20 protein-coding genes are annotated in these 24,589 nt (G+C 36.0%); 13 read left to right on the top strand and 7 right to left on the bottom strand.

Translation table 11 applies throughout. The features are described 5' to 3' along the window. Positions 1-89 precede the first annotated feature (89 nt). Positions 90-1,394: a citrate (Si)-synthase gene (locus TTHT_RS10615; protein WP_201327958.1), complete on the bottom strand. Its 1,305-nt coding sequence runs from the start codon at positions 1,392-1,394 to the stop codon at positions 90-92. Positions 1,395-1,596: 202 nt separating this feature from the next. Here TTHT_RS10615 and TTHT_RS10610 point away from each other — a divergent pair, with 202 nt between their 5' ends. Further along, positions 1,597-2,949 carry a 4Fe-4S binding protein gene (locus TTHT_RS10610; RefSeq protein WP_201327957.1) on the top strand — a complete coding sequence of 451 codons (1,353 nt, stop codon included), beginning with the start codon at positions 1,597-1,599 and terminating at the stop codon, positions 2,947-2,949. 2 nt (positions 2,950-2,951) lie between these two features. On the opposite strand, the gene TTHT_RS10605 is transcribed toward TTHT_RS10610, so the two are convergent. Both TTHT_RS10605 and TTHT_RS10600 read right to left on the bottom strand, forming a co-directional pair. Beyond that, positions 2,952-5,111: a sensor histidine kinase gene (locus TTHT_RS10605; RefSeq protein ID WP_201327956.1), complete on the bottom strand. Its 2,160-nt coding sequence runs from the start codon at positions 5,109-5,111 to the stop codon at positions 2,952-2,954. A gap of 15 nt (positions 5,112-5,126) precedes the next feature. Beyond that, positions 5,127-6,056 carry a proline dehydrogenase family protein gene (locus TTHT_RS10600; RefSeq protein ID WP_201327955.1) on the bottom strand — a complete coding sequence of 310 codons (930 nt, stop codon included), beginning with the start codon at positions 6,054-6,056 and terminating at the stop codon, positions 5,127-5,129. A gap of 251 nt (positions 6,057-6,307) precedes the next feature. Here TTHT_RS10600 and TTHT_RS10595 point away from each other — a divergent pair, with 251 nt between their 5' ends. From TTHT_RS10595 to TTHT_RS10565, 7 genes are read left to right on the top strand one after another with little or no spacing between them, the layout of a single operon-like run. Next, on the top strand, positions 6,308-6,799 hold the full coding sequence (locus TTHT_RS10595; protein WP_201327954.1) for an Rrf2 family transcriptional regulator: 492 nt from the start codon (positions 6,308-6,310) through the stop codon (positions 6,797-6,799). Further along, entirely contained in the window at positions 6,777-7,514 is a 738-nt protein-coding gene (gene sufC, locus TTHT_RS10590; protein WP_201327953.1) for a Fe-S cluster assembly ATPase SufC, read from the top strand. The genes TTHT_RS10595 and sufC overlap by 23 nt, the downstream gene beginning before the upstream one ends. 13 nt (positions 7,515-7,527) lie before the next feature. Next, entirely contained in the window at positions 7,528-8,940 is a 1,413-nt protein-coding gene (sufB, locus tag TTHT_RS10585) for a Fe-S cluster assembly protein SufB (RefSeq protein WP_201327952.1), read from the top strand. A gap of 8 nt (positions 8,941-8,948) precedes the next feature. After that, positions 8,949-10,004 (top strand): SufB/SufD family protein, encoded by a 1,056-nt coding sequence (locus tag TTHT_RS10580; protein WP_201327951.1) that lies wholly within the window; start codon positions 8,949-8,951, stop codon positions 10,002-10,004. Further along, complete coding sequence (locus TTHT_RS10575; RefSeq protein ID WP_201327950.1) at positions 10,005-11,213, top strand: aminotransferase class V-fold PLP-dependent enzyme; 1,209 nt, start codon at positions 10,005-10,007, stop codon at positions 11,211-11,213. Next, positions 11,210-11,632, top strand: a complete 423-nt coding sequence (sufU, locus tag TTHT_RS10570) for a Fe-S cluster assembly sulfur transfer protein SufU (protein ID WP_201327949.1) — start codon at positions 11,210-11,212, stop codon at positions 11,630-11,632. The genes TTHT_RS10575 and sufU overlap by 4 nt, the downstream gene beginning before the upstream one ends. Before the next feature lie 41 nt (positions 11,633-11,673). After that, positions 11,674-12,135, top strand: a complete 462-nt coding sequence (locus tag TTHT_RS10565; protein WP_201327948.1) for a C40 family peptidase — start codon at positions 11,674-11,676, stop codon at positions 12,133-12,135. Here TTHT_RS10565 and TTHT_RS10560 read toward each other — a convergent pair. Next, positions 12,132-13,349, bottom strand: a complete 1,218-nt coding sequence (locus TTHT_RS10560) for a M16 family metallopeptidase (RefSeq protein WP_201327947.1) — start codon at positions 13,347-13,349, stop codon at positions 12,132-12,134. The genes TTHT_RS10565 and TTHT_RS10560 overlap by 4 nt on opposite strands. Before the next feature lie 133 nt (positions 13,350-13,482). Here TTHT_RS10560 and TTHT_RS10555 point away from each other — a divergent pair, with 133 nt between their 5' ends. From TTHT_RS10555 to katG, 5 genes are all read left to right on the top strand, one after another. Then, entirely contained in the window at positions 13,483-14,196 is a 714-nt protein-coding gene (locus TTHT_RS10555; RefSeq protein ID WP_201327946.1) for a hypothetical protein, read from the top strand. Then, positions 14,196-14,639, top strand: a complete 444-nt coding sequence (locus TTHT_RS10550; protein ID WP_201327945.1) for a thioredoxin family protein — start codon at positions 14,196-14,198, stop codon at positions 14,637-14,639. Before TTHT_RS10555 ends, TTHT_RS10550 begins: the two co-directional genes overlap by 1 nt. Positions 14,640-14,659: 20 nt before the next feature. Further along, entirely contained in the window at positions 14,660-17,188 is a 2,529-nt protein-coding gene (locus TTHT_RS10545) for a BamA/OMP85 family outer membrane protein (protein WP_201327944.1), read from the top strand. A 68-nt stretch (positions 17,189-17,256) separates the two neighbouring features. Continuing rightward, a complete protein-coding gene (locus TTHT_RS10540; protein ID WP_201327943.1) occupies positions 17,257-18,588 on the top strand; it encodes a UDP-glucose dehydrogenase family protein in 1,332 nt (443 codons plus the stop codon). A gap of 427 nt (positions 18,589-19,015) precedes the next feature. Further along, positions 19,016-21,199, top strand: a complete 2,184-nt coding sequence (katG, locus tag TTHT_RS10535; protein ID WP_201327942.1) for a catalase/peroxidase HPI — start codon at positions 19,016-19,018, stop codon at positions 21,197-21,199. Between the two features lie 172 nt (positions 21,200-21,371). Here katG and TTHT_RS10530 read toward each other — a convergent pair whose 3' ends face one another. Genes TTHT_RS10530 through TTHT_RS10520 form a run of 3 tightly spaced genes read right to left on the bottom strand, consistent with a single transcriptional unit; the run spans position 21,372 to position 24,585 of the window. Then, positions 21,372-22,112, bottom strand: coding sequence for an SDR family NAD(P)-dependent oxidoreductase (locus tag TTHT_RS10530; protein ID WP_201327941.1), 741 nt, complete (start codon positions 22,110-22,112; stop codon positions 21,372-21,374). Continuing rightward, positions 22,112-23,356, bottom strand: coding sequence for a thiolase family protein (locus TTHT_RS10525; RefSeq protein WP_408033920.1), 1,245 nt, complete (start codon positions 23,354-23,356; stop codon positions 22,112-22,114). Before TTHT_RS10525 ends, TTHT_RS10530 begins: the two co-directional genes overlap by 1 nt. Then, entirely contained in the window at positions 23,350-24,585 is a 1,236-nt protein-coding gene (locus tag TTHT_RS10520; RefSeq protein WP_201327939.1) for an acyl-CoA dehydrogenase family protein, read from the bottom strand. Before TTHT_RS10520 ends, TTHT_RS10525 begins: the two co-directional genes overlap by 7 nt. Between the last annotated feature and the right edge of the window lie 4 nt (positions 24,586-24,589).

The raw sequence follows: 24,589 nt of genomic DNA, 5'->3' as shown, positions 1-24,589 counted from the left end.
GTAAAAATACAGACAACAATTAAACTAATTTGACAATAAAAAAAGGCGGCTTAAAGCCGCCTGAAAATTTTAATAAAAATTTTAAACTATTATTCTGCGTTTTCTGCAAGCTCTTTAAACATCTGTCTTGTAACAGATTTTGGCCTTTCAATAGGATAACCAAGAGCCCTATCCCAGATAATCTGAGCGGTAATTCCAAGTGCTCTTGAAACGCCAAACAGTACAGTGTAGAAATCAAATTCTCTTACGCCATAGTAGTACTGGAGAACACCTGAGTGAGCATCAACATTAGGCCATGGGTTTTTAGCCTTACCGTGCTGCTTCAATACTTCAGGAACAACTTCATAAATATTGGATACTGTCTTGAAGATTGGGTCATCAGGCAGGTATTTGAGAGCAAATTCTCTCTGTGCAGTATACCTTGGGTCTGTTTTTCTCAAAACAGCGTGTCCGTACCCTGGAATTACCCTACCGCTGTTTAAAGTATCCCATGCGTATTTTTCAATTTCTTCTTTGGTTGGTGTTCTTCCACCGAAATGATCCATAAGATTGAGAATCCATTTCAAGCATTCCTGGTTTGCAAGACCATGGAGAGGACCTGCAAGCCCGTCCATTGCTGCTGAAATTGCATAGTAAACATCTGAAAGAGCGGAAGCTACAAGATGACCTGTGTGCGCAGAAACATTTCCACTTTCATGGTCACTGTGAAGAATAAGGTAAAGCCTCATAAGGTTTTTATATTCTGGATTTTCAACACCCATCATGTGTGCAAAATTTCCACCCCAGTCTTCATTTGGGTCAGCCGGGATATGAACATCTTCTTTATATTTTCTTCTATAAATATAAGCTGCAATTAATGGAAGCCTTGCAAGCAACCTGATTGAATCTTCAAGCATAGGCTCCCACATTTCAGCCTTGGTCATTCCTTCATCGTATCTCTTTCTAAACTGTGATTCCCTCTCCATTGCAACAATTGCTGTTGAGAACATTGCCATTGGGTGAGAATCGGCTGGCATTGCCCTTAACACATCAATTACATACTGGGGAAGGTAAGCATATTTTTTAAATTCCTCTTCAAGGCTTAAAACTTCTTCTTTTGTTGGAATTTCACCGGTTAAAAGAAGCCACCAGAGCCCAAGAGGATACGGCTCATCGTTTTCTCCTGGTTTAGGAAGGAGTTTTTGAACTTCAGGAATTGTGTAACCTCTGAACCTGATTCCTTCATAGGGGTCAAGGTATGAAGTATCACATACAAGAACCTTGCATCCCCTCATTCCACCTATAACCTGGCCGCATTTTACTTCATCAACCTTTTTGTCTGCCAGAGCCTTGATTTCCTTTAAAGCTTCTCTCTCCTGAGGGATTAATGCAGAAAGTTTTTCTTTTAATAACATGTTTCACCTCACTTTATGTTTTTTAAGGGGTTAATACCTTTGTTACAGACGCACTTAGTTCACTAAAATTATACTAAAAAAAATTTATTTCAAACAAAAAGATTTATTTCACAATATTTCCAAAATATTTTTGACAAAAATCAACAAAAAATATTGAATTTTTGTGACAAAATATAAATGAAAAAAAATTTGGGGATGCGAAATGAAAGAAACAAATAAATTAATTAAAATTTTAGAAAGAATTAAAAATTTCTTTGTTGTTTTTCCTGTAATACTCTCTATGGTAATTTTAGCTGCCCACTTTTCAAGGCACAATATTCCCAACCTCACTTTGTTCACCCTATTTTTTCCTTTAATTCTTTTTTCAAAAAGGGAATGGGTAAAAAAGGTAACCTTAGTTTTTCTTATTTTAGGCTTTTTTGAGTGGATTAGAACAACATATATTCTAACCATGGTAAGAATACAGATACATCAGCCCTTTATAAGAATGATTATTATTCTTGTTACTGTTGCAATTTTGACTCTAATCTCCGGGCTTGTATTTAAAACAGAAAGGTTAAAGAAAAGATACTCTCAAAATTCCAACACTGCATCTATGTCAGCATGGGCATTTATTTTAACTTCCTTAGTTCTGTTTATTGCAAGCATTAAAACACCGATAAAAATACTTCTTGCTGACAGGTTTTTACCAGGTGCAGGCGGGATTGAAATACTTCTGCTTGCGACCTACTCTGCATTTATAAGTGAAAAACTCTTCAACTCTAAAAAGATTGATAGAATAAGAAGCAAAATATGGTTATTCTTTTCTATAGTATTTTTTTCCCAGTTAATTTTGGGATTATTAGGGTTAAACAAATTTCTTATGACTGGAAAACTCCACCTTCCTGTGCCTGCAATGATTGTAGGGGGCCCCATTTACAGGGGATACGGCCTTTTTATGCCTATTCTTCTAATAGTTACAATAATTTTTGTTGGACCTGCATGGTGTTCTTATCTTTGTTACATAGGAGCATGGGACAACACCCTTGCGAGAAAAACAAAAATTCCGAAAGCATTCTCTGTTAAATACAGAATTATTCAGGGCTCAATTTTAATTGCAATAGCATTAGGGGCGTACCTTCTAAAGTCTTTAGGGGTAAACTGGGTAATTGCATCTGTTTTAGGGGGGTTATTTGGAATTATCGGGGTTGGCATAATGATTTTTGTATCAAGAAAATTGGGAGTACTTGTTCACTGCACAACATATTGCCCAATTGGAATAATTACAACAACCTTAGGGAAACTAAACCCATTTAGAATAAGAATAAACAGGGATACCTGCACAAATTGTATGGCATGCACCTATGCCTGCAGGTATAACTCTTTAACTAAAGAAAATGTAAAAAATGGGAAAGCGGGGTTTTTCTGTACCCTCTGTGGAGATTGCTTAACTGCATGCCCCCACAGTTCAATAGAATATGCCTTCTACAACAAATATACAATTACAGCAAGAAAGGTTTTCTTTGTCCTCATAGCTGTATTTCACGCAGTATTTTTAGGTGTTGCAAGAATTTAATTTTAAATTGGAAGTTCAATAACAAAAGTGGTGCCTTGCGGGAAGTTGTTTTTGACAAACACATGTCCATTGTGTGCCTGGATTATATTTCTAACAATTGCAAGGCCTAAACCGTCACCTTTAGGTTTGGTGGAAAAGTAGGGAATAAAAATCTTTTCCTTTAAAGTGTCAGGTATGCCTTTTCCTGTATCTGAAATCTCAATATTAACCTTTCTGCCCGAAGCAAAATATATTGTTTTAATTGTTATTGTTCCCCCTCCTTCATCCTCAACCGCATTTATTGCATTTTTTACAATGTTAAGTATTGCCCTTTTCATCAACTTTTTATCTATATTCAGCAGGGGAAGATTTTCTGCAAGCATTCTCTTAATTTTTATATTACCTGGGAGAGAAGAGTAAAGGGATAAAATGTCTTCAATTAAAAGGTTAATGTCTGTCGGCTCAAGTTCTGGTGGTGGCATCTTTGCATACCTTGAGAAGTTTTCTATTAAATATTGCATAGCATTAATCTCTTCAATCATTGGCTTCAAACTTTCTAAAACAATCTCTCTTAAATTTGGAGAATCTTCCTCTGCCCTTCTTTTAATCCTCTCAGCAGATAGTTTAATAGGGGTTAACGGGTTTTTAAGCTCATGGACAATTCTTCTAACAGCCTCTTTCCATGCAATCATTTTTTGAGCCTGCTCAAGTTCTGTTACATCTTCAATAATTACCAGATAGCCAACCTCTTTGGAATACTGGTCTTTCATTAGAATAAAACTAACCTCTGAAGTTATTGCTCCCTCAAGGGTATTGAAAGAGGTAAGTTTTTTCTGGAAATGCTCCCCACTTTTTGTCATTTCCTCCAATGCCTCCACTATGTACCTACCTGCTTCAGAATTCTTTGCTACAGCAGGGAAAGGGACTCCTTCATGGACTTTACCCTTTATTTTCAAAAGCTTTTTTGCAAACAGATTAATAGAAACCACCTGTCCGTAATTTTTCAAAGCAATAACCCCAACAGGAAGGTTATCAAGCACTGTTTCAAAAAATTCTTTCTTTTCTTTTAAAACCTTGTTAAGTGTTTCAAGTTCAATGCTCCTAAGCCTGATCTCCTGGTCATGAGTCCTTAATACGTCAAGCATTTTGTTAAAAGATTCTAAAAGCTTTGCAAACTCGTCGCTTCCTTTTACCTCAATGGTGAAATCAAATTCATTATTGGCAACCTTTTCAGTGGCATAAACCAGTTTGTTGAAGTTTGCAAGAAGCATATCAGTAAATTTAATCCCAGCCCACAGCCCGGAAAACATAGACATTATCCCTATTAAAATAAGAGAGGTAATATTAAAAAGTTTCAAGGAATAGATATCTTCCTGCACAGCTTGAAACCTTTTATATCTACCTACAATAAAATGCAAATCTGAAGAAATATTCTGAATAATCAATTTACCGCCAACTATTGTGTACCTTTTTTCAAGCCCACTTACTGGAATAATTGTGCCAAATCTGATAAAAATACCTGTCGGCAATTGCTCAATCTGGGAAAAACTTAATTCATCTAATTTTTTTGGAAATCTCATAGAAATTGCCTTTAACTCTCTCAACGGCTCTTTTTTATTTCTCACCATTACAATAAGGTTCTTGTTCTGGTAAACCTCAACAGAGGACAACCCGTACTTTGCTAACGATTTATCCAGGTAAGCAATAAGCTTTTCCCTGTTTGATAACAAATCAGGTGTTAATTCATCACCTAAAACCTTTGTAAAATGCGCTGTGTTTTTTGCTATTTCACTCTGGTAGCTTGTTGCTATTTTCTCTGCACCTTTTAAAACATCAAGCAAATCAGGATTGTGCCATGTGTTCATAATCTTGTAAATTATTACAGTTGCCATCGAAAGAATTATCATTGAAGGAACAACAACTAAAATTATTGACATAATAATAAACTTAGTTCTTATCTTTAATGTGTAAAATCCAGTCTTCTTTCCCTCAAAGTATGGTTTAACTATTCTACGGATTGGGATAAAAAGAAGAATTAATACAAGTATTACATTAATGATTCCTAATATATTTAGAAAAATATTAGGCTTATCAAAAAAGGATATATGATGCCTTAAATAGGTATAGAAAAAATAGGTTAAAAGTATTGCAAACAGAACAAAAATAAAATAACGCTTTTTCATATATTAAATTATAACTTATCTTCCCGTTGTCTTCCCGAAAAGATTTTTTATAACATATGCTCCCATCATAGGGTTGGCAGCAAGCCTCCTTTTGCAGTAGGCTATTGCATACTTCCATTTTTCTGCAAAAGGCACATAAAGCCTCATAACATTGCCTCTTTCAACAATCTTTCTTTGAATCTTTTCCCTTGGAACTCCCATAAGCATCTGAAATTCGTATCTATCCTTGGGAACATTGTTTTTATCAAGATATTCTATACACCTTTCAATGAGTTTCTCGTCATGAGTTGCAATTTCAGGGTAATGTCCTCTTTCAAGAAGAAGCACCATGTACTCAAAAAGCTTTTCTTTCATCTGCCTTTTATCCTGTAAAGCAACCTCCGGAGGTTCTTTATAAATTCCAATACAGGTTCTAATCTTGCACATTTTGTCGGTTGGAAGGTTTAAAATATCCTGCTTTGTCCTGAAAAGCCTTGACTGCAATACAGTCCCCACATTGTCATACTTATTCCTTAACGATTTAAACATATCAAGGGTTAAATCTGTAAAAGGGTGGTCCTCCATATCAATAGTAATGTGTATTCCGTAACCTTTTGCCTTTTTTATTATTTTTTCAATATTCTCATAACAATAATCAACCCCATAAATCTTACCGCCTTCTCTGTAAACCCCTAATTGCGTAGGTTTAAGTGAAACTGAAGCAAATTCCTGTTTCCCTAATTTGTCAAGCAAATTAAAATAAATCTGCACATTGTTTTCAATTTCCTCTTTTTCCTTTATTTCCTCACCTAACAAATCAATGGTTGAATGAAGTTTTTTTTCTTCCCATAGTTTTTTTGCCGTATTTATCCCTGCATCTATTCCCTGCCCCGCAACATATGGCCTTGCAAAAACTTTTACTAAAGGTGAAGGCATTAAGTTCACTATTATGTTCCTTATACTCATATTAAACTCCTAATTTTTCTTCCAATTCTGATTATAACTAAAAAAAATAAATAAAAAAGGGAATTGTATACTCAAAAAAGTTGAAAAAGATTAACAAAAACAAGAAAAAAACAAAAATTAATAAATTCAAAAAGTAATCTCTTACCCTTTTTGCCAGACATATTTATCCATTTCTTACTTTTTTAATAAAATTTTATATTTTTTATTTTACTTTTTTGTAAAAATTATTATAATTATTGCGGGAGGTTGATATGAAACTATCATTATTACAAACACACGGATTAAAGATTTTGCTAACAATTATAAAAAGCGGAAAAGAAACACTTACCGCCTCTGAAATATCAAAGATTGAGGGGTTGAAAACTGGGTATGTGGGAAAGATTTTGTTTATGCTGAGGAAAGCGGGGATTGTATCAACCATCAGAGGAAAAACCGGAGGATATTTCCTTGCTGATGACAAAAAAAATATAACCCTTTACGATGTATTAAACGCCTTAACCCCTAATAAAACTGAAATTGATTTATGCCCTAATATAAAAGAGGGGGAAGATTGCACACACTCTATTGATTGTGCTATAAGGCCTGTTTTTTACGAAGCACACCAATACTTTAAGTACCTTGCTCAAAGTATAACCCTTGAAGAAATGGCAAACAGGGAAAAGGATATTATGTCTAAAGTATTAAAAATAAAAGACCAATATTATGAGAAAAGGAGAAACCATGAAAAAGTTTTTCGAGGTTAAAGATTTAAATGTTTCAATTGCGGATAAAAAAGTTATTAATGGACTAAACCTTTCAATAGATAAGGGGACAATTTCAACCATTATGGGCAAAAACGGGATAGGGAAATCAACTCTTGCCTATGCCATTATGGGACACCCTCAATACAAGGTTAGTGGAGAGGTTTTCTTAGACGGGGTTGAGATTTTAGACCTGCCTGTGCACAAAAGGGCACAGCAGGGAATATTTTTAGGTTTTCAGCACCCGATTGAAGTTCCTGGCGTTACTGTTGTTAAATTTTTACAGCAATCTTACAAAGCTCTAAAAGGCCAGATTGACTATACAGAATTTCAGAAATCCCTTACAAAGTGGATGGATTTTTTGGGGATTGACAAATCTTTTCTATACAGGTATTTAAATGAAGGATTTTCAGGAGGGGAAAAGAAAAAGCTTGAGACTTTGCAACTCCTTCTCTTCAACCCTAAATTAGCAATTTTAGACGAACCTGATTCAGGCCTTGATGTTGACGCATTAAAAGTTGTTGGAGAAGGGATAAAAAAGGCAAAGGAAAACGGGACAACTGTCATTCTAATCACCCATTATCAGAAACTGTTAAACTTCCTTGAAGTGGACAATGTTTTTGTATTAAACAATGGAAAAATTGCTTTACAGGGGGATATAACTTTAGCGGAAAAGATAGAGAAAAACGGTTACGACGCAGTTTTGGCAAACGCTTAAACAGGAGTGAATTATGAATAAGAATAAAGACATTAAATCCATAAGTGAAGAGTATAAATACGGCTTTAAAACAAAAGAAAACTATAAATTCAAATCAGATAAGGGGCTTACAGAAGAAATCGTAAGGGCAATATCAGAGTTTAAAAAAGAGCCTGAATGGATGCTTGAATTCAGGCTTAAAGCCTATAATGCTTTCAAAAAAATGCCTATGCCATGGTGGGGGAATACAGAGTTATTAAACACAGTTCAATTTGATAATATTCACTACTACATAAAGCCTGAAAAAGACCATGAAAAATCCTGGGACGATGTACCAGACGAGATAAAAGAAACATTTGACAAGCTTGGAATCCCGGAAGTTGAGAGAAAATTCTTAGCCGGCGTTACTGCCCAATACGAATCAGAGGTTGTTTACCATTCAATAAAAAAAGAGTTTGAAAAGTTAGGCATTGTATTCCTTGATATGGACTCTGCAGTAAAGGAGTACCCTGAATTGGTGAAAAAGTACTTCGGCACTGTAATCCCTATTCATGACAATAAATTTGCAGCACTAAACTCTGCTGTGTGGTCCGGGGGAAGTTTTATCTATGTGCCGAAAGGCGTAAAGGTTGAAACACCGTTACAGGCATACTTCAGGATAAACGCACAGAATATGGGACAGTTTGAAAGAACCTTAATTATTGCTGACGAAGACTCTGATGTTCACTATATTGAAGGCTGCTCAGCACCTGTTTATTCATCAGATTCTTTACACGCTGCCGTTGTTGAGGTTATTGCATTAAAGGGGGCAAGAATAAGGTATTCCACCATTCAAAACTGGTCAAACAATGTTTACAACCTTGTAACAAAGAGGGCGGTTGCCTATGAAAACGCAACCGTTGAGTGGGTTGACGGGAATATAGGTGCAAAGTTTACAATGAAGTACCCTGCAATATTCCTTAAAGGGGAAGGTGCTCATGCAGAGGTTTTGTCAGTTGCCCTTGCAGGTGACGGACAGCATCAGGATAGCGGAGCTAAGGCTTTTCACCTTGCACCTAATACAACATCAAGGATTGTCTCAAAATCTATCTCAACAGGGACAGGAAGGGCATCTTATAGAGGCTGGGTTAAAGTGAATAAGGGAATGAAAAATTGCAAAAGTGATGTTAGGTGCGATGCCCTAATTTTTGGAGACAAGGCAAGAAGTGATACATACCCAAGAATGGAAGTTTACGAGCCAACAACAAAACTCACCCACGAGGCTACTGTATCAAAAATTCAGGAAGACCAGCTATTCTATCTTATGTCAAGGGGGTTAAGCGAAGACGAGGCTTCCACAATGATAATAAACGGCTTCTTTGAGCCATTTACAAAAGAATTGCCAATGGAATACGCGGTTGAGTTTAACAGGTTAGTCTCATTAGAGATGGAAGGCTCAATAGGTTAGGAGGAAAGATGACTGTTGAAATAAAAAATTACCCGACAAAACAAAATGAGGATTGGAGATACTTTAATTTAAAAGAGGATAAAGTAAAAGAAATACTATCTTTCAACGAATTTGATAATGAAACTTACTTTTTTAAAAACCTTGCAGAAAAAATAGAGCATAAAAAGTATTCAAAATTCTTCAATGAAATAGACTATCAAAAAGACTTTTTTAAAAACCTTATTCTTGAAAAGGGGAAATTTGAAAAGGTACAGTTTGAGGAAAAGGAAAAATCAATTAACGAATACTTTATCCTTGAAAGCGGAAAAACACTTTCAAGACAGATTGATATCACAGTAAAACCTAATTGCAAAACTGTTTTAACTATCTTCTTCAAACCACTTGAAAACTCTTTTTTAAACCTTTTGTTTAACTTTTTGGTTATGGAAGACGCTGAGCTAAGGCTTAATGTTATTTTAGACGGCGAAGAAAACTCTCTAATGTTTTTCAGAACAAACCACAAATTGCTTGAAAACGCAAAAGCAAGCGTTTTTCTTTTGCAACTTGCACACTCAACAACAAGGATTGAAACAATGGCCAACCTTGAAAAGGGAGCATCATTCAACAGGTATCAAACAAACATTTTAAACAATTCAAGTTTTACAGACACTCTGTTTAAGGCTTTCCATTACGGGAAAAATTCAAGCTCAGAGATAAACAATCTCTCAATTGTGCAGGATAAAGCAAAGTCAATTTTAAACGGGCTTCTCTTTATTGACCAGAAGGCAAAGAATTCAAAAGCATTCCAGAGCGCAAGAAACATAATTCTTTCAGAAGAAAGCTACAGCGTGTCATACCCGCAACTTGAAATTTTAAACCCTGATGTTGAATGCTCACACGGAACATCAATGCACTCCTTTGAAGAACCTCAAATCTTCTATTTAAAGTCAAGGGGAATTGAAGAAGATGAAGCAAAGGCTATGATTTTAAACGGATACATTGACTTCTTCTTTAAAAACATGGACAATAAAATCAAGAAATATTTCCTTGACTTCTGTCACAGGAAGATTAAGGAGTTAATGTAAATGCTTGATTTAAAAAAAGACTTTCCAATTTTCAGAGAAAATCCTGGACTGTGCTTTTTGGACAGTGGGGCTTCAGCACAGAAGCCGTCCTATGTTATTGATTTTGTTGCAGACTTTTACAGAAAAACTTATGCAAACATACACAGGGGAGTTTACAAATTAAGTTGGGATACAACTGTTCTTTACGATAAAGCAAGGGAGAAAACTGCCCAATTTTTAGGTGTAAAAGACCCGGAATCTGTGATATTCACCAAAAACACAACTGAATCAATAAACCTTGTAGCATACTCCTTCGGTGAAAAATTAAAAGAGGGAGATGAGGTAATTGTTTCAATAATGGAGCATCACGCAAACTTTGTCCCCTGGCAAATGCTTGCAAAAAAAAAGGGGATAAAACTAAAAATAGCATATATTGATAAAGAAAACCTTACCTTGCCTTTAGAAAATATCACAAACCTCATAACCGATAAGACAAAACTCATTGCCCTTACAATGTGTTCAAATGTTTTAGGCACAATATCCCCCTTTGTTGAGGTGTGCAAAATTGCAAAGGAAAAGGGGATAAAAGTGCTTCTTGACGGTGCACAGTACATGCCTCACCACAAAATAAATTTCTCTAAATTAGGAATTGACCCTGACTTTGTTGTATTCTCCGGCCACAAACTCTGCTCTTTTGACGGTGTTGGGGTTTTATACGGTAAAAGGGAATTGCTTGAAGAAATGAGACCTTTCCTTACCGGTGGGGATATGATTGAGAGTGTTTCAATTGAAGAAACAACATTTGCCCCCCTTCCAAACAAGTTTGAAGCAGGCACTCCACCGATAGGCGCAGTTATCTCGCTATTAAAGGCTATTGAATACCTTGAATCAATAGGGCTTGAAAAAATAGAAGAGCATGAAACAATGCTTGCAAAAGAGGCGATAAAAAGGCTTAGAGAGATTGAAGGTGTGTATGTTTTTGCCCCTGAAAATATTTCAAACGGGATTGTATCATTTACAATTGACGGCATACACCCCCACGACATAGCAACAATACTTGCTAAAGACAATGTCTGTATAAGGGCAGGGATGCACTGTGCAGAGCCTTTGATAACATATTTAGGACAGGATTCCTTTGCAAGGGCAACCTTTTACCTTTACAATGATATGGAAGATGTTGAAAGGCTTATCAAAGCTGTCTTAAAATGCAAGGAGGTATTCAGACTATGAATATTGACCCAATATATCAGGAAGTCATTTTAGACCATTACAAAAATCCAAGAAACTGCAAAGATATAGAAGGGATTTCAGAAAAGGGACACAATGCAAGCTGCGGAGACAAGGTTGAAGTCATTGCCAAGATAGAAGGGGATAAAATAGAAGACCTGTCTGTATGCACAAAAGGGTGTGCAATATGCACTGCGTCAGGCTCAATAATGTCTGAAAAGGTTAAGGGAATGAATGTTAAAGAGGTTGAAGAATTTATTGAAAAGGTAAAAAAATACCTTAAAGGGGAGTTGCCTGAAGATGAGTTTAAAGACATCTTTGAATTACAGGCTTTAAGCGGAGTTAGAAAGCTTCCGGTGAGGATAAAGTGCGCCCTTCTTCCATGGATAACCCTTGAAAACACATTAAAGCAAAATAAATAAATTATTTAATTTAAGTTTTTAAAATCTGCTAAAATAAAAATATGAAAAGGTTTCTAATATCGTTTGGAATTTTTGTTTTTTTATTTTCTGTCTCCTGCCATAAAAAACCAACTTATGAGCCTGCTAATGTAGTTGTGGCAATAGCATATAAGCAGATTGGAAAGCCATATGCATTAGGGGGTAAAGGACCCTATTCCTTTGACTGCTCAGGGCTTGTTTATTATTGTTACAAGCATGCAGGGTACAACCTTCCCTCAACAACCAAAAAGCTAAAAAAAGTTGGTAAAAAGGTAACAGGCAAATTAAAATTCAAAAAACTGAAAAAAGGGGACATCCTATTTTTCAAGATTGGAAAGATATTCGGCGGGCCAAACCATGTTGGAATTTATGTGGGGAACAGGGAAATGATTCACGCATCCCCAACAAAAGGGGTTGTTAAGGTTTATCTAAAAACAAATTACTGGGAAAAGCACTTTAAATACGCAAGAAGGGTAATATATTAAAAATTGCCGTAAAGAAGCAATGCCATCTTTTCTTTTCTCAAAATACCTTGTGCTAAAGACCTCACCTGTTTAAACTCAACACTATCAATCATTTTAATCACTTCTTCAAAGGAATAAGGCTTACCATAAACCATTGTGTTTTTAGCATTAAACATAGCCTTGCTCAATGCTGTTTCAAGCCCCATGCTTAAACTTCCCTTTAACTGGTTTTTAGCCCTTTCGAATTCATTTTCTGTAATTGTTTCAGCAAGGGAAAAACACTCTTTCAAAATTTCTTCCTTTAAACTATCTTCTTTACCCTTTGATGTTGAAGCAAATATATAGAGCATACCTTCGTTTCTGTGGTAAACAGGAAAGGAAGACACTGAATAGGCTAACCCTTTCTTTTCCCTTATCTTCACAAACAACCTTGAACTCATACCATCCCCAAGGATATTGTTTAAAACAGAAAGTGCAAACCTGTTTCTGTCGTTTGACGGGAAGGTCTCAAAACCAAGGTAAAGGTTAACTCCATCCATTCCCTCTCTTCTCACCTTTTTTTCAAAAGTATTAAACTGCTGTTTCTCTGAAGAAGGGATACAGCCTGAAACATTCAATCCTGATAAATAATTCTCTATTTTCTTAAAAAAATCATTTTCTTCTAAACTCCCCACACAACTTACAATAAGATTTTCCCCTGAAATCCTTGTATCTTTATACTTAAACAACTGCTCTTTAGAAAAAGAATCTATACTCTTCTCATTTCCTAAAATAGAACGACCTAACTCTTTTTCTGGATAAATTAAAGATATAAACAATTCATCCCCGCTGTCATCGTGATTTTCCTTTGACATTCTCAACTCTTCCTTGACAACCCCCTTTTCAAGCAAAATATCCTCTTCCCTAAAGAGGGGATTTAACAGCATATCAAAAACAACATCCATTGCTGTGTCAAAGTGGTCAGAAGGGATTTTGCATGTGAAACACAAATTATCCCTTGTGGTAAATGCGTCCAACTCTCCGCCAACACCCTCAATCTCTGCTGATATTTCCTCAGCACTTCTCTTTTCAGTACCTTTAAACACCATGTGTTCAAAGAAATGGGTTAATCCGTGCTCATTTTCTTTTTCATCCCTTGAACCGCACTTAACACAAACAGAAAGGGCAAAAACAGGTGATTCTGAAATTTTTTGATACAAAATCTTTGCATTGTTTATACTTTTCAAAACAACCATAATTAAACTCCAAACTCATTAAATTTTAGCAAAAACAACTATTCCTTCAATTGCATTCTGTAAAAATAAGGGAAAATATTGTATAATTTCAATCCTGTGAGAGCATTGATAATTTTACAAAAAGGAGAAGACAATGGTTAATATACTGATAAGCATTCTCGTTGCAATAGATTTAGGGTTGGGATTATACCTTTTAAATGTTCATTATGTAATTGACATTATTGCAGGCCTTATGGCAGGTGTTGCTGTATTTTATGTTTTATCAAAGAAAATGGCTGCAACATTAACAGCAATAGTTGAAAAGGCAAACAAACTTGCAATGAAGAAAAATCTTGACGGGGCAATTGAGGTATTGAAGGAAGGGTATAAGTACAGGTGGAGACACCCTTTTGTAAAATCACAGTTAGATGCACAGATTGGTGTTCTTTACTATTATAAAAAAGACTATGACAACGCTTTCCCGTACCTGAAGAAAGGTATTGCAACCCATTACATTGCCAAGGGAATGCTTGCCGTGATTTACTACAAGAAAAAACAGTACGACAAAATGCAAGAGACATTTGAAATAGCGGTTAAATCTGCATCAAAAGAGAGTTTAATATGGGCTTTATATGCATACTGTATGAACAAAATTGGGAAAAGGGAAAAAGCAATTGAGATAATAAACAGGGGATTGAAAAAGATACCAGGTGATGAAAGGCTTCTTGCCAACTTAAAGGCTTTGCAAAATAGAAGGCCTATGAAAATGAAGGCATATGGAGAAATGTGGTATCAGTTTATGCTTGACAAAATGCCTGTTATTCAACAGCAGCCCCCAAAATTTGCAAGGTTTAAAAGGAGATATTAGTGCTAAAAAAATATGGAGCACTACTTTTTATCCTTCTACTCCTCACATCCTGCTCAAATATCGAAAGGGTTAAGTGGCGAGAATTCTCAAATGCTCTGTTAGAACAGGAAGAGTCAGATAAGCCTATAATGTTTTTCTTTTATTCAACATCATGTATGTACTGCAAAATGATGGAAAAATCCACTTTAAACAACAGAGAAATTTCCGAAATAATAAATAAAAACTTTATTCCGATTAAATTAAATGTTGATAACAAACTCCCGTTAGGGAAGGATTTGCCATCCCCCTCTCAACTTGCTGCCACATTCAGGGTAAAGGGAGTGCCTGCAATTTTCTTTGTAAACAAGGAGCATAAAATAATAAAAACAGTAACAGGTTTCCAGCCTGTTTTTCTCTTTAAAAAACATTTAAATGAGGCTTTATCTCTAAGTAAAGAAGAATAGGTTTGTGCTATAATTTTCACATGAAAAAAATAGTTGTTTTAGCATTTTTCATATTCTTTAACCTTCACGCGCAAATTGTTAAAAAGATAGATTTTAACCAGCCTTCCCTTCTCCCACTTGTGCCAATAAACAAGGGAGAAAAGATTTCCCCGTCACTAATAAAACAAACAATAGTAAACCTATACAAAACAGGGCTGTTTTACAATGTCATTGTTAAAACAGAGGAAGAAAAAGACGGTGTGATTGTAAAAATTGAAGCAATCCCTGCAAAGTACTTTGGAGAAATAAAGACAAAAGGAAAAATTGGAATTAAAAAGAGAAGATTAAAAAAATTTTACAGTGAATTTTACCCGTTAGGAAAGGTATTCAGACAGGAAGAACTTGAAAACTTTGTTCAAAAACTAAAAGAAAAGATTAAGGAATTAGGTTACCCTGATGTAAAAATAGACTATAAAATAACAGAAAAAGACAATATTGTTTACCCAGAAATACATATTGAAAGCGGCAAACCTTTAATAGTCGCATCTATTAAAACAAACAATAAAAAACTTTATAAAAAATTCATAAAAATAAAGGAAAAAGATATATATAACAAAGAATTGTTCCTTCACGGAATAAAAAAATTAAAATTTTATTTAAGAAAAAATCATTATTTAAACTCAAATATCGCTTTTAAAGAACATATAGTAAATCACAATGTTTATCTTGAGGTAAATATTGACAAAGGAACCAAATTTGAAATTAAATCAAAAAATCTAAATATAGAGACAGATAGAATTGAAGGAACCTGTGCTTTTTTAAAAAGCGGAAAAATAAATGATTCCACAATAAAACTTACCGAAAAAAACCTGTATTTTCAGGCATTAAAAGAAGGCTATTGCAACCCCCAAATAAAGGTTGAAATTAATAAAAAATATCTGTTTTGCGAAATAGAAAACCCGACAAAGAAAAAAATTGAAAAGATAAAAATAGAATCGGATATCCCTTTAAAACTTACAAAAAAAATCTTAAATTTCAATAAATTAACAAAAAGCGATATTTACTCCGAGTTAAGCGAACAACTTGTAAAAAAAGGATACCTTAAACCTTCTATAAAATTTGACTACAATGAAATAGACAAAACATTAATTGTAAAGGTTTACCAGGGGAAAAGGTATAAAATAGGCAAAATTACCTGGAATTCTGATATACCAATCCCTGAAAAATTAAAATCAATGTTAATCAAAGAGAATGAAATATTTGTAAAAGAAAAAATTTTTAATACGCTTTCAATTTTAAAATCATACCTGAACGGAGAGGGCTACTTTGACCCTCAGGTCAACATAAAAATTGAAAAACCATCTAATGAGAAAATACCTGTAAATATCATAATTAATGCTGGTGAAAAAATTTTTCTAAAAGACATTGTTATCCTTGGAAGCCAAAAAATAAAAAGAGAGCATATTCTTAAATTTGCATCATTCAAACAGGGTGCTTTAATCTGCAAATCATGTATGGAAGATTTCAAAAACAGGCTTGAGTTTACAGGTTTGTTTAACAAGGTTGAATTAAATCTTGTTAAACAAAAAGACAATCAGGCTGTCTTGCTTGTAAAAGTAAAAGAAAACAGGCTTTATTCATTCTCCTATGCAATTGGAATTAATTCAGATGAAGGGTTGCGTTTCACCGCAAAAATAAAGAAAAGATACCTTTTTAACACCTTCCTTACAGGAACAACAATTTTTAGAATTTCCTCAAAGAGAAGGCAGGGATATTTTACAATAAGCGGGGAAAAGCATTTTCTTTCTTCTGTTTACTTCACACTTGAAGACAAAGACGATTACAAGTTTTCAAGGTTTGGTTTTTCATTAAGTTACAGAGGAGACATTTTTTCAAGGTTAAGGTTTGTTGAATCAATTGAATTTACAAAAAACAATTTAACAAATGTAAGAGTTCCATTTGAAGAAATAGAAAAAGAGTTGCAGCCTGATTACACAATAGGATTTAGAAGCAACTTACTCTATGATAGGAGAAACGATATTCTTTTCCCGACAAAAGGATATTTTATCAGGGCAAACCTTTTCCCTGCATACTCATTAACTGACGATGAATTCTTTTTCAAAGCAAACATAAAAACAGGATTTTACTTTAAAAACCTTGAATTTATAACAAATATAGGCAAAATATTCACTAAAAACGGCTATCAGGTGCCTATCCCACAGAGATTTTTTACAGGTGGGTCAACCAATTTAAGGATATCCTCATTTGAAAAAGCCGGGCCTCAATTTTCAACAGGCGTCTCAAAGGGTGGGCACTTCCTCTTTGTATTCAGCGGAGAATATAAATACCACATTAAAAATATATACTACCTATCTATCTTTGCAGACATTGGAAATGTGTGGGAAGATTCATCTGACTTCTCATTTTCTTCCTGCATAAAGGATGCAGGCATAGGGTTGACAGTCAAAACACCTGTTGGACCTATTAAAATACAACTTGCTCACAACCTTGACAAAGATACATTTCCATCAAATTACAAAATTGTATTCTCCCTTGGAACAACCTTCTAAAACCTTAAATCTTTATAAAACAATAAAGTTTGATATAATCTCAATTGCACATTTTTTGAGGAGGAGTTATGAAAGTTTGTGTAATTGGAACAGGCTATGTAGGCCTTGTTGCGGGAGCATGCTTTGCCGACAGCGGAAATACTGTAATCTGCGTTGATATAGATAAAGAAAAGATAGAAAAGCTTAAAAAGGGGATAATTCCAATTTACGAACCTGGATTACAGGAAATTGTTTTAAAAAATGTTGAAAAGGAGAGGCTTTTCTTTACCACTGAAATAAAAGAGGGAGTTGAAAAAAGCGATATTATCTTTATTGCAGTGGGAACACCTGAGGGAGAGGACGGTTCGGCAGATTTATCCTATGTATTGCAGGCAGCAAGGGATATTGCAAAACACATGAACGGTTATAAAATAATTGTAAACAAATCAACAGTGCCTGTTGGAACTGCTGAAAAGGTGAGAAAAGAGGTTGAAAAGATAACAAATCACCCATTTGATGTTGTCTCAAACCCTGAATTTTTAAAAGAAGGTGCCGCTGTTCAGGACTTTCTTAAACCAGACAGGATTGTAATAGGCACAAACAGCGAAAAGGCAAGAAAGATAATGGTTGATTTATACTCACCATTTGTCAGGAAGAAAGAGAGAATTATTCTAATGGACAATGTTAGTGCAGAATTGACAAAGTATGCTGCAAACTCAATGCTTGCAACAAGAATTTCCTTTATGAACGACCTTGCAAACTTAGCTGAAAAGGTTGGCGCAGACATTGAAAAGGTAAGAATTGGAATAGGCACAGATTCAAGAATAGGGCTTGCATTCCTCTTTCCGGGGGTTGGTTACGGCGGCTCCTGCTTTCCAAAGGATGTAAAAGCTATCTTAAAAACTGGGGAAGAGTACGGGCACAAATTAAGCATTATTGATGCTGTTGAAAGGCTAAATAAAGAGCAGAGAAAAATAATGGTTGACAGGGTAACAAACTTTTTCAAAGGGGATATCAAAGGCAAAACATTTGCAATCTGGGGATTGTCATTTAAACCAAACACAGACGATATGAGGGAAGCACCTGCAATTGACATTATAAAAGGCCTTGTTGAAAAGGGGGCAAAGATTCAGGCTTACGACCCTGTTGCAATGGAGAATGCAAAAAAGGTGTTTTCAAGGCTTGGAATAAACGAAGAAATCACCTATTGTCCTAAACAATACGGAGCATTACAGGACGCAGACGCATTGATTGTTGTTACAGAGTGGATGGAGTTTAGAAAACCAGATTTTGAGTTAATAAAGAAACTAATGGCAGGAAATACAATATTTGACGGGAGGAACATCTACAAGCCTGAACAAATGAAAGAATTAGGCTTTAACTACTTCTCAATAGGAAGAAAGCCTGTAATTCAAGGTTAATCATTTAAACACAACAAGTTTTGTTAACTAACAAAGAAAAAAGAAACGGCTTTTACAGGAGAAGAAAGTTTCTTTCTTATTAAAAATCTTCTTCTTTTTCTTTTTTCTATAAAAATAAGTTTGACTTTTTTTAGCCTTTGCAACATATTATTAACAAATAACTCTTATTTTTACAAAAAGGGGAAAATATAATCAATGCTTAAATTGGCTTGAAAGCCAGGAAAGTTGGGGCAAAATAATTATTCAAAAACAAGCTTTACTAATATTAGAAAAAACCATCTCTTTGCCTGAAATCTTTTTTATCAGACTTAAAAGTTACACCTCGGAAAACAGACAAAGTCTCTATTTTAAAAGATAAAAATTTTTAGATAAAAAAATTTATTGACTAATAAAATTTTTAGACTATATTATTAACAGGAGGTGTTATATGAAAGAAAAAAATTCAAGAAAGAGATGGATTACAGACTGGTGGCCTAATAGGCTAAACCTTAAAATCCTTAGACAGGATTGTCCAAATTCCAATCCATACGGCATTGATTACAACTATTTAAAAGAAGTTAAAACTCTTGATATTGATGCGGTAATAAAAGATTTAAAAGAATTAATGAGAAAATCACAGGATTGGTGGCCTGCAGATTTTGGACATTACGGACCTCTCTTTATCAGACTTGCGTGGCATAGTGCTGGAAGTTATAGAATGTATGACGGTAGAGGCGGGGCAAAAGACGGCAGTTTAAGATTCCCCCCAAGAATAAATTGGCCTGACAACATAGGGCTTGACAAAGCACTCAGATTGCTGTGGCCGATTAAGAAAAAATACGGAAAAAAGCTTTCATGGGCTGATTTAATAATTTTAGCAGGAACAGTTGCACTTGAAGACATGGGAGTCAAAATTTATGGCTTTGCATTAGGCAGGGAAGACATCTTTGAACCGGATGAGAGCCCTGATTGGGGACCTGAAGAAGAGATGCTTACTTCCGAAAGAATGAATGAAGGGTTGCTTGACAAACCCTATGCAGCAACAGAAATGGGCTTAATCTATGTTAATCCGGCGGGTCCTGGAGGAGTACCAGATCCAAAAGCATCTGCAAAAGAGATAAGAATGTCTTTTGCAAGAATGGGCATGAACGACGAAGACACTGTTGCCTTAATTGCAGGAGGGCACGCATTCGGAAAATGCCATGGTGCAGCATCCGAAAACAAACTTGGTCCCGACCCGAGTTTCTCACCAATAGAGCAGCAGGGGTTAGGCTGGAAGTTTAAACATAAAAGCGGCAAAGGCTCAGACACCTTTACTTCAGGGTTTGAATTAACATGGTCATCTACCCCTACAAGGTTCGGAATACCCTATCTTAAGTTTATGTTTGAATATGAGTGGGAAATAGAGACCAGCCCTGCGGGAAAAGCCCAGTGGGTAGCCAAGGATGCTCCTGAAATTATTCCAGATGCACATGACCCAAACAAAAAACACAAACCAAGAATGCTCACTGCCGACCTTGCTTTAAGGTATGACGAAGAATATGCAAAAATAGCCAGAAGGTTTCTTGAAAAACCGGAAGAGTTTGAAAAGGCTTTTGCTAAAGCATGGTTCAAATTAACCCACAGGGATATGGGACCTAAAACATGCTACATAGGAAAATATGTTCCCGAAGAAACCTCTATCTGGCAGGACCCTCTTCCTGAAAAAGATTTTGAATCCATCGAGGAAAAAGATATAAAAAAATTAAAAGAAAAAATCCTGAATTCAGGGTTAAACATTTCTCAACTTGTTTATACCGCATGGTCTTCAGCATCTACTTTTAGAAACTCTGATAGAAGAGGCGGGGCAAACGGAGCAAGAATCAGGCTTTATCCTTTAAATGAATGGGAAGTAAATCACCCTGACAAATTGTCACAAATTATTTCTATTTACGAAAGAATTCAAACAGAATTTAATCAAGAACAAAAGAAAGCTGGATACAAAAAAAGGGTATCAATAGCAGATTTAATAGTTTTAGGCGGGTGCGGCGCAATAGAATTAGCAGCCAAAAAAGCGGGCTTTGAAGTTAATGTTCCCTTCACCCCTGGCAGGGTTGACGCCAATCAGGAACAGATAGAAGTAGGATTTTACAAGGCCATTGAGCCGTACGCAGACGGGTTTAGAAATTATCTAAAATATCCGGAGAGGTTTTCCGAAGAAGATATTTACACAACACCTGAGTACTTCTTAGTAGACAAGGCAAATCTTTTAACTTTGACAGTCCCGGAAACCGTGATTTTAATAGGCGGGTTAAGGGTTTTAGGAGCTGTTTACAAATACCAAAAATACGGGATTTTAACCAATAAACCTGAAACTCTCACTAACGACTTCTTTATCAATTTGCTTGATATGGGAATTGAATGGAAAGCAGCTGACGATTACCGTTACACATTTGACGGCTATGATAGAAAAAGCGGGGAATTAAAGTGGAAAGCAACAAGGACAGACCTGATTTTCGGACACCACGACGAATTAAGGGCTGTATCGGAAGTCTATGCATCTGACGACGCAAAAGAAAAATTTGTTAATGACTTTATTAAAGCATGGGACAAGGTTATGAATCTTGACAGATTTGATTTAAAAATAAAATAATAAAAACTTGCAAAGAGTTAAAGTTTACAAAAAATTCCAGCACTTTGTAATTATTTAATATCACCAAAGGCGTGTATCCCTGGAAAGCAATGGATAAAACAACATAATTTCTCGGATACACGCTTTTTGTGAATACTCAAAAAGCATAAAAAAATCTACAATTAACAATCATTCACTTAAACGCGAGCAACCTTGCTAAAAAGCGCGACATAAAAGGAAAAAGTTTAGCAAGGAAGTTTAATGCCTTTGCTTTTAATCCAACATAATGGTGAACCCTTTTGCCTTTGTCTACAGCATAAAAAACTGTGTTTGCCACCTTTTCAGGGGTAATTGTTACTCCCAACCTTCTTACGCTTGTTGCAATATTTTTTGCATTTAAAACCATAGGGGTTTTAACATAGTCAACAATTACATCGCAAACATAAACCCCATACTTTTCAAACTCTATATTCAAACTTTCAGTTAAAGACTTTACAGCACTCTTTGTTGCAGAATAAACAGCAAGTTCAGGAGTGCCATACAATGCTGAAAGGGAAGACATATTAACAATAGCACTCCCTCTCTTCAACAAAGGCTTAAAAATAAAAATACAATTTACAACTCCCTTAAAGTTTATGTCAATCTCCGCTATATGTTCTTTCAAATCAATCTCTTCAAACTTACCCATCCTCAAAATCCCTGCTGAACTAAACAATGCGTCAATAAAAATATTCTCTCTTCTTAATGCCTTAAAAACCTTTAAAACTTCCCCTCTATTTACCACATTGCATTGAAAAAAAAGAATTTTATCCTTTAAATCTGAAGGAGAGGGGCTAATATCAAGCCCCACAACCCTCCAGTTATTTTCAAGAAAGAGTTTTGCTGTTGCCCTTCCAATTCCTGAAGAAACACCTGTAATAAGAATTGTTTTCATTACGCCTTCTCCAGAATTGTTATTCCCATTACAGCCTCTTCAAGCCCTATGTTTCCTCCTCCATTTTGAGCAAGCCCAATTTTTGCATTTTCAACCTGCCTTTTCCCTGCCTCTCCCCTTAACTGCAAGACAATCTCGTGAATCTGCGCTAATCCGCTTGCACCAATTGGATGCCCCCTTGATTCAAGCCCCCCGCTTGTATTTATAGGGATTCTCCCCCCTAATTTTGTTTCTCCCCTCTCTGCAATAATCCCACCTTCTCCCTCCTTACAGAAGCCTAAATTTTCGCTTTGATGCAACTCTCCGTATGCTGTTGCGTCGTGAAGTTCGGCAACATCAATGTCTTCAGGGCTAATTCCTGCTTTTTCATACGCCTTTTTGCCCAACCTCTTGCCTAAATCTTCGTCATCTATATTTCTATCCCTTCCCTGCCCTAAAACTGAGGCACAAATTCTAATTGCCCTCTGTTTTCCATGCTTTTTTAAAAACCTTTCAGAAACAACAATTGCCGCAGCAGCCCCGTCTCCAACAGGGGCACACATTGAGCGTGTCAAAGGCCAAACAACAACTTCATCGTTTAAAACCATTTCAGGAGTCATAGGAATTTGATACTGGGCAAGGGGATTCATTGAAGAATGCCAGTGGTTTTTTGCAGCAATAACCGCAAGTTGTTTTTGAGTTGAGCCGTATCTATCCATGTGCCACCTTGCCCCCACAGCGTAAACATCCATAAAAACTGAACGGCCTTTGTTAAGGTTTTGCGCCTCATGAGGTATAACAAGGTTTTTAAATGTCTGCTGAAGCATTAAAACCTCTTTCATGTGGGTTTTAAAGTTTTCCATATCCATACATGAGGCATAGACAGAAAGGGATTTCATTTTATCCTCTGATGTGATTTTTTCAGAACCTACTGCAATTGCCACATCACATGCACCGCTTAAGACAGTGAGATACGCCATGTGTAAGGCGGTTGACGCACCTGCACAGGCGTTTTCAACATTCACAACAGGGATATCACCTATCCCAAAAGAGCGAAAAACAACCTCACCCTTAATTGAGTGCTGATTTGAAAACATCCCCCAGAAAGTATTTGAAAAAAATGCGTATTCAATATCCTTTTTGTCTAAACCAGCGTCATCTAAAGCAAATTGAATAGCCTCAATTGCCATTGTTCTTACAGTTTTATCTGGGTATTTTCCAAACTTTATCATTCCGCTTCCAATAATATAAGCGTCCACTAAAATACCTCCTTTGCAATCATATTTCCCCCGCTTATTGCAAGGGTATCGTTTGAACCATCTTCAATTAACCCTGCCCTTGCGTCCCTGAATAACTTTTCAATCTCATACTCTTTTGTTAAGCCGTAACCTCCGAAAATCTGTATAGCGTCATTGCAAACCTCAAAAGCAGCCTGGGTGCAATAAACCTTTGAAGAGAGGCTAAACTTTGCAACAGGTGGTGCAAAGTTTAAATTGTAATTCATAACTGCACGGGAGTATGCCCTTGCAGTTTCAACCTTTGTAAACATGTGGAAAAGTTTTTTCTTAATATCCTGATGCTCTATGAGATACCTTCCTCCCTGCTTTCTCTCTGTTGCATACTGTAACGCAAGGTCGTACGCTGCCTGTGCCAGGCCGGTGAAAAATGCCCCCATGTGCATGTTGGCTTCAGCAATTACAATCTCAGTCATTACCTCATAACTCTCAGGGTCAACAATCATCAACTCTTCTGGCACTTCTGCATCTTCAAAGTAAATCTCCCCCTGTGGCAATTCCCTCTGCCCCAATTTGTCAAGAGGCTTACCCTTTTGAACACCCTTCTGGGTTAAATCACAGATACAGATTCCTCCCCCAGCCATTCCCATTGATTTATCAATATTCACAAATAGCAATGCCTGCGTTGCAATTGGCCCATTTGAAACCCATGCAGACTTCTGACCGTTTAACACCCACCTATCCCCCTTTTTAACAGCCTTTACCTCCTGAATAACATCTGGATTTCTAAAATGCTCCATCCCCGGAGTCAAGGTATCGCTTCCGTGATTTGGCTCTGTTATTGCCCAGCATCCAACAATTGAGGCGTCTTTACAGGAAGCAAACGGCTTTATAATTTTTTCCACAATAAAATCGTCTGCAAGCATTGACGCCATAAAGGGAGCAAATAAACTTACCCCTAAAGAAACGGCAAAACCAACACTTCCATACGCCAATTCTTCCCAGAAAATGTGCTGAGAAATCGGGTCAAGCGCCATTCCCCCATATTCATCAGGGGTGTGTACTGTGTGATAGCCTAATTCATACATTTTTTTCATTACATCCCAGTAAATTGAGTTTTCTGCAATAACCTCTTCAGGTGTCATTTTGTCAAGTTTTATAGCCGCAGGCCTTAAAACCTCAACAGCAAATTTGTGAACCTCTTTCTTTAACACCTCCTGCTCTTCTGTCAAATCTATATTCAATTCAAGATATGACATGACC

The organism is Thermotomaculum hydrothermale (genome assembly GCF_016592575.1).
In the GTDB taxonomy this organism is placed as follows: Bacteria; Acidobacteriota; Holophagae; order Thermotomaculales; family Thermotomaculaceae; genus Thermotomaculum; species Thermotomaculum hydrothermale.
The sequence above is the reverse complement of the archived record's forward strand: the minus strand, read 5'-3'. Positions and strand labels throughout refer to the sequence as shown.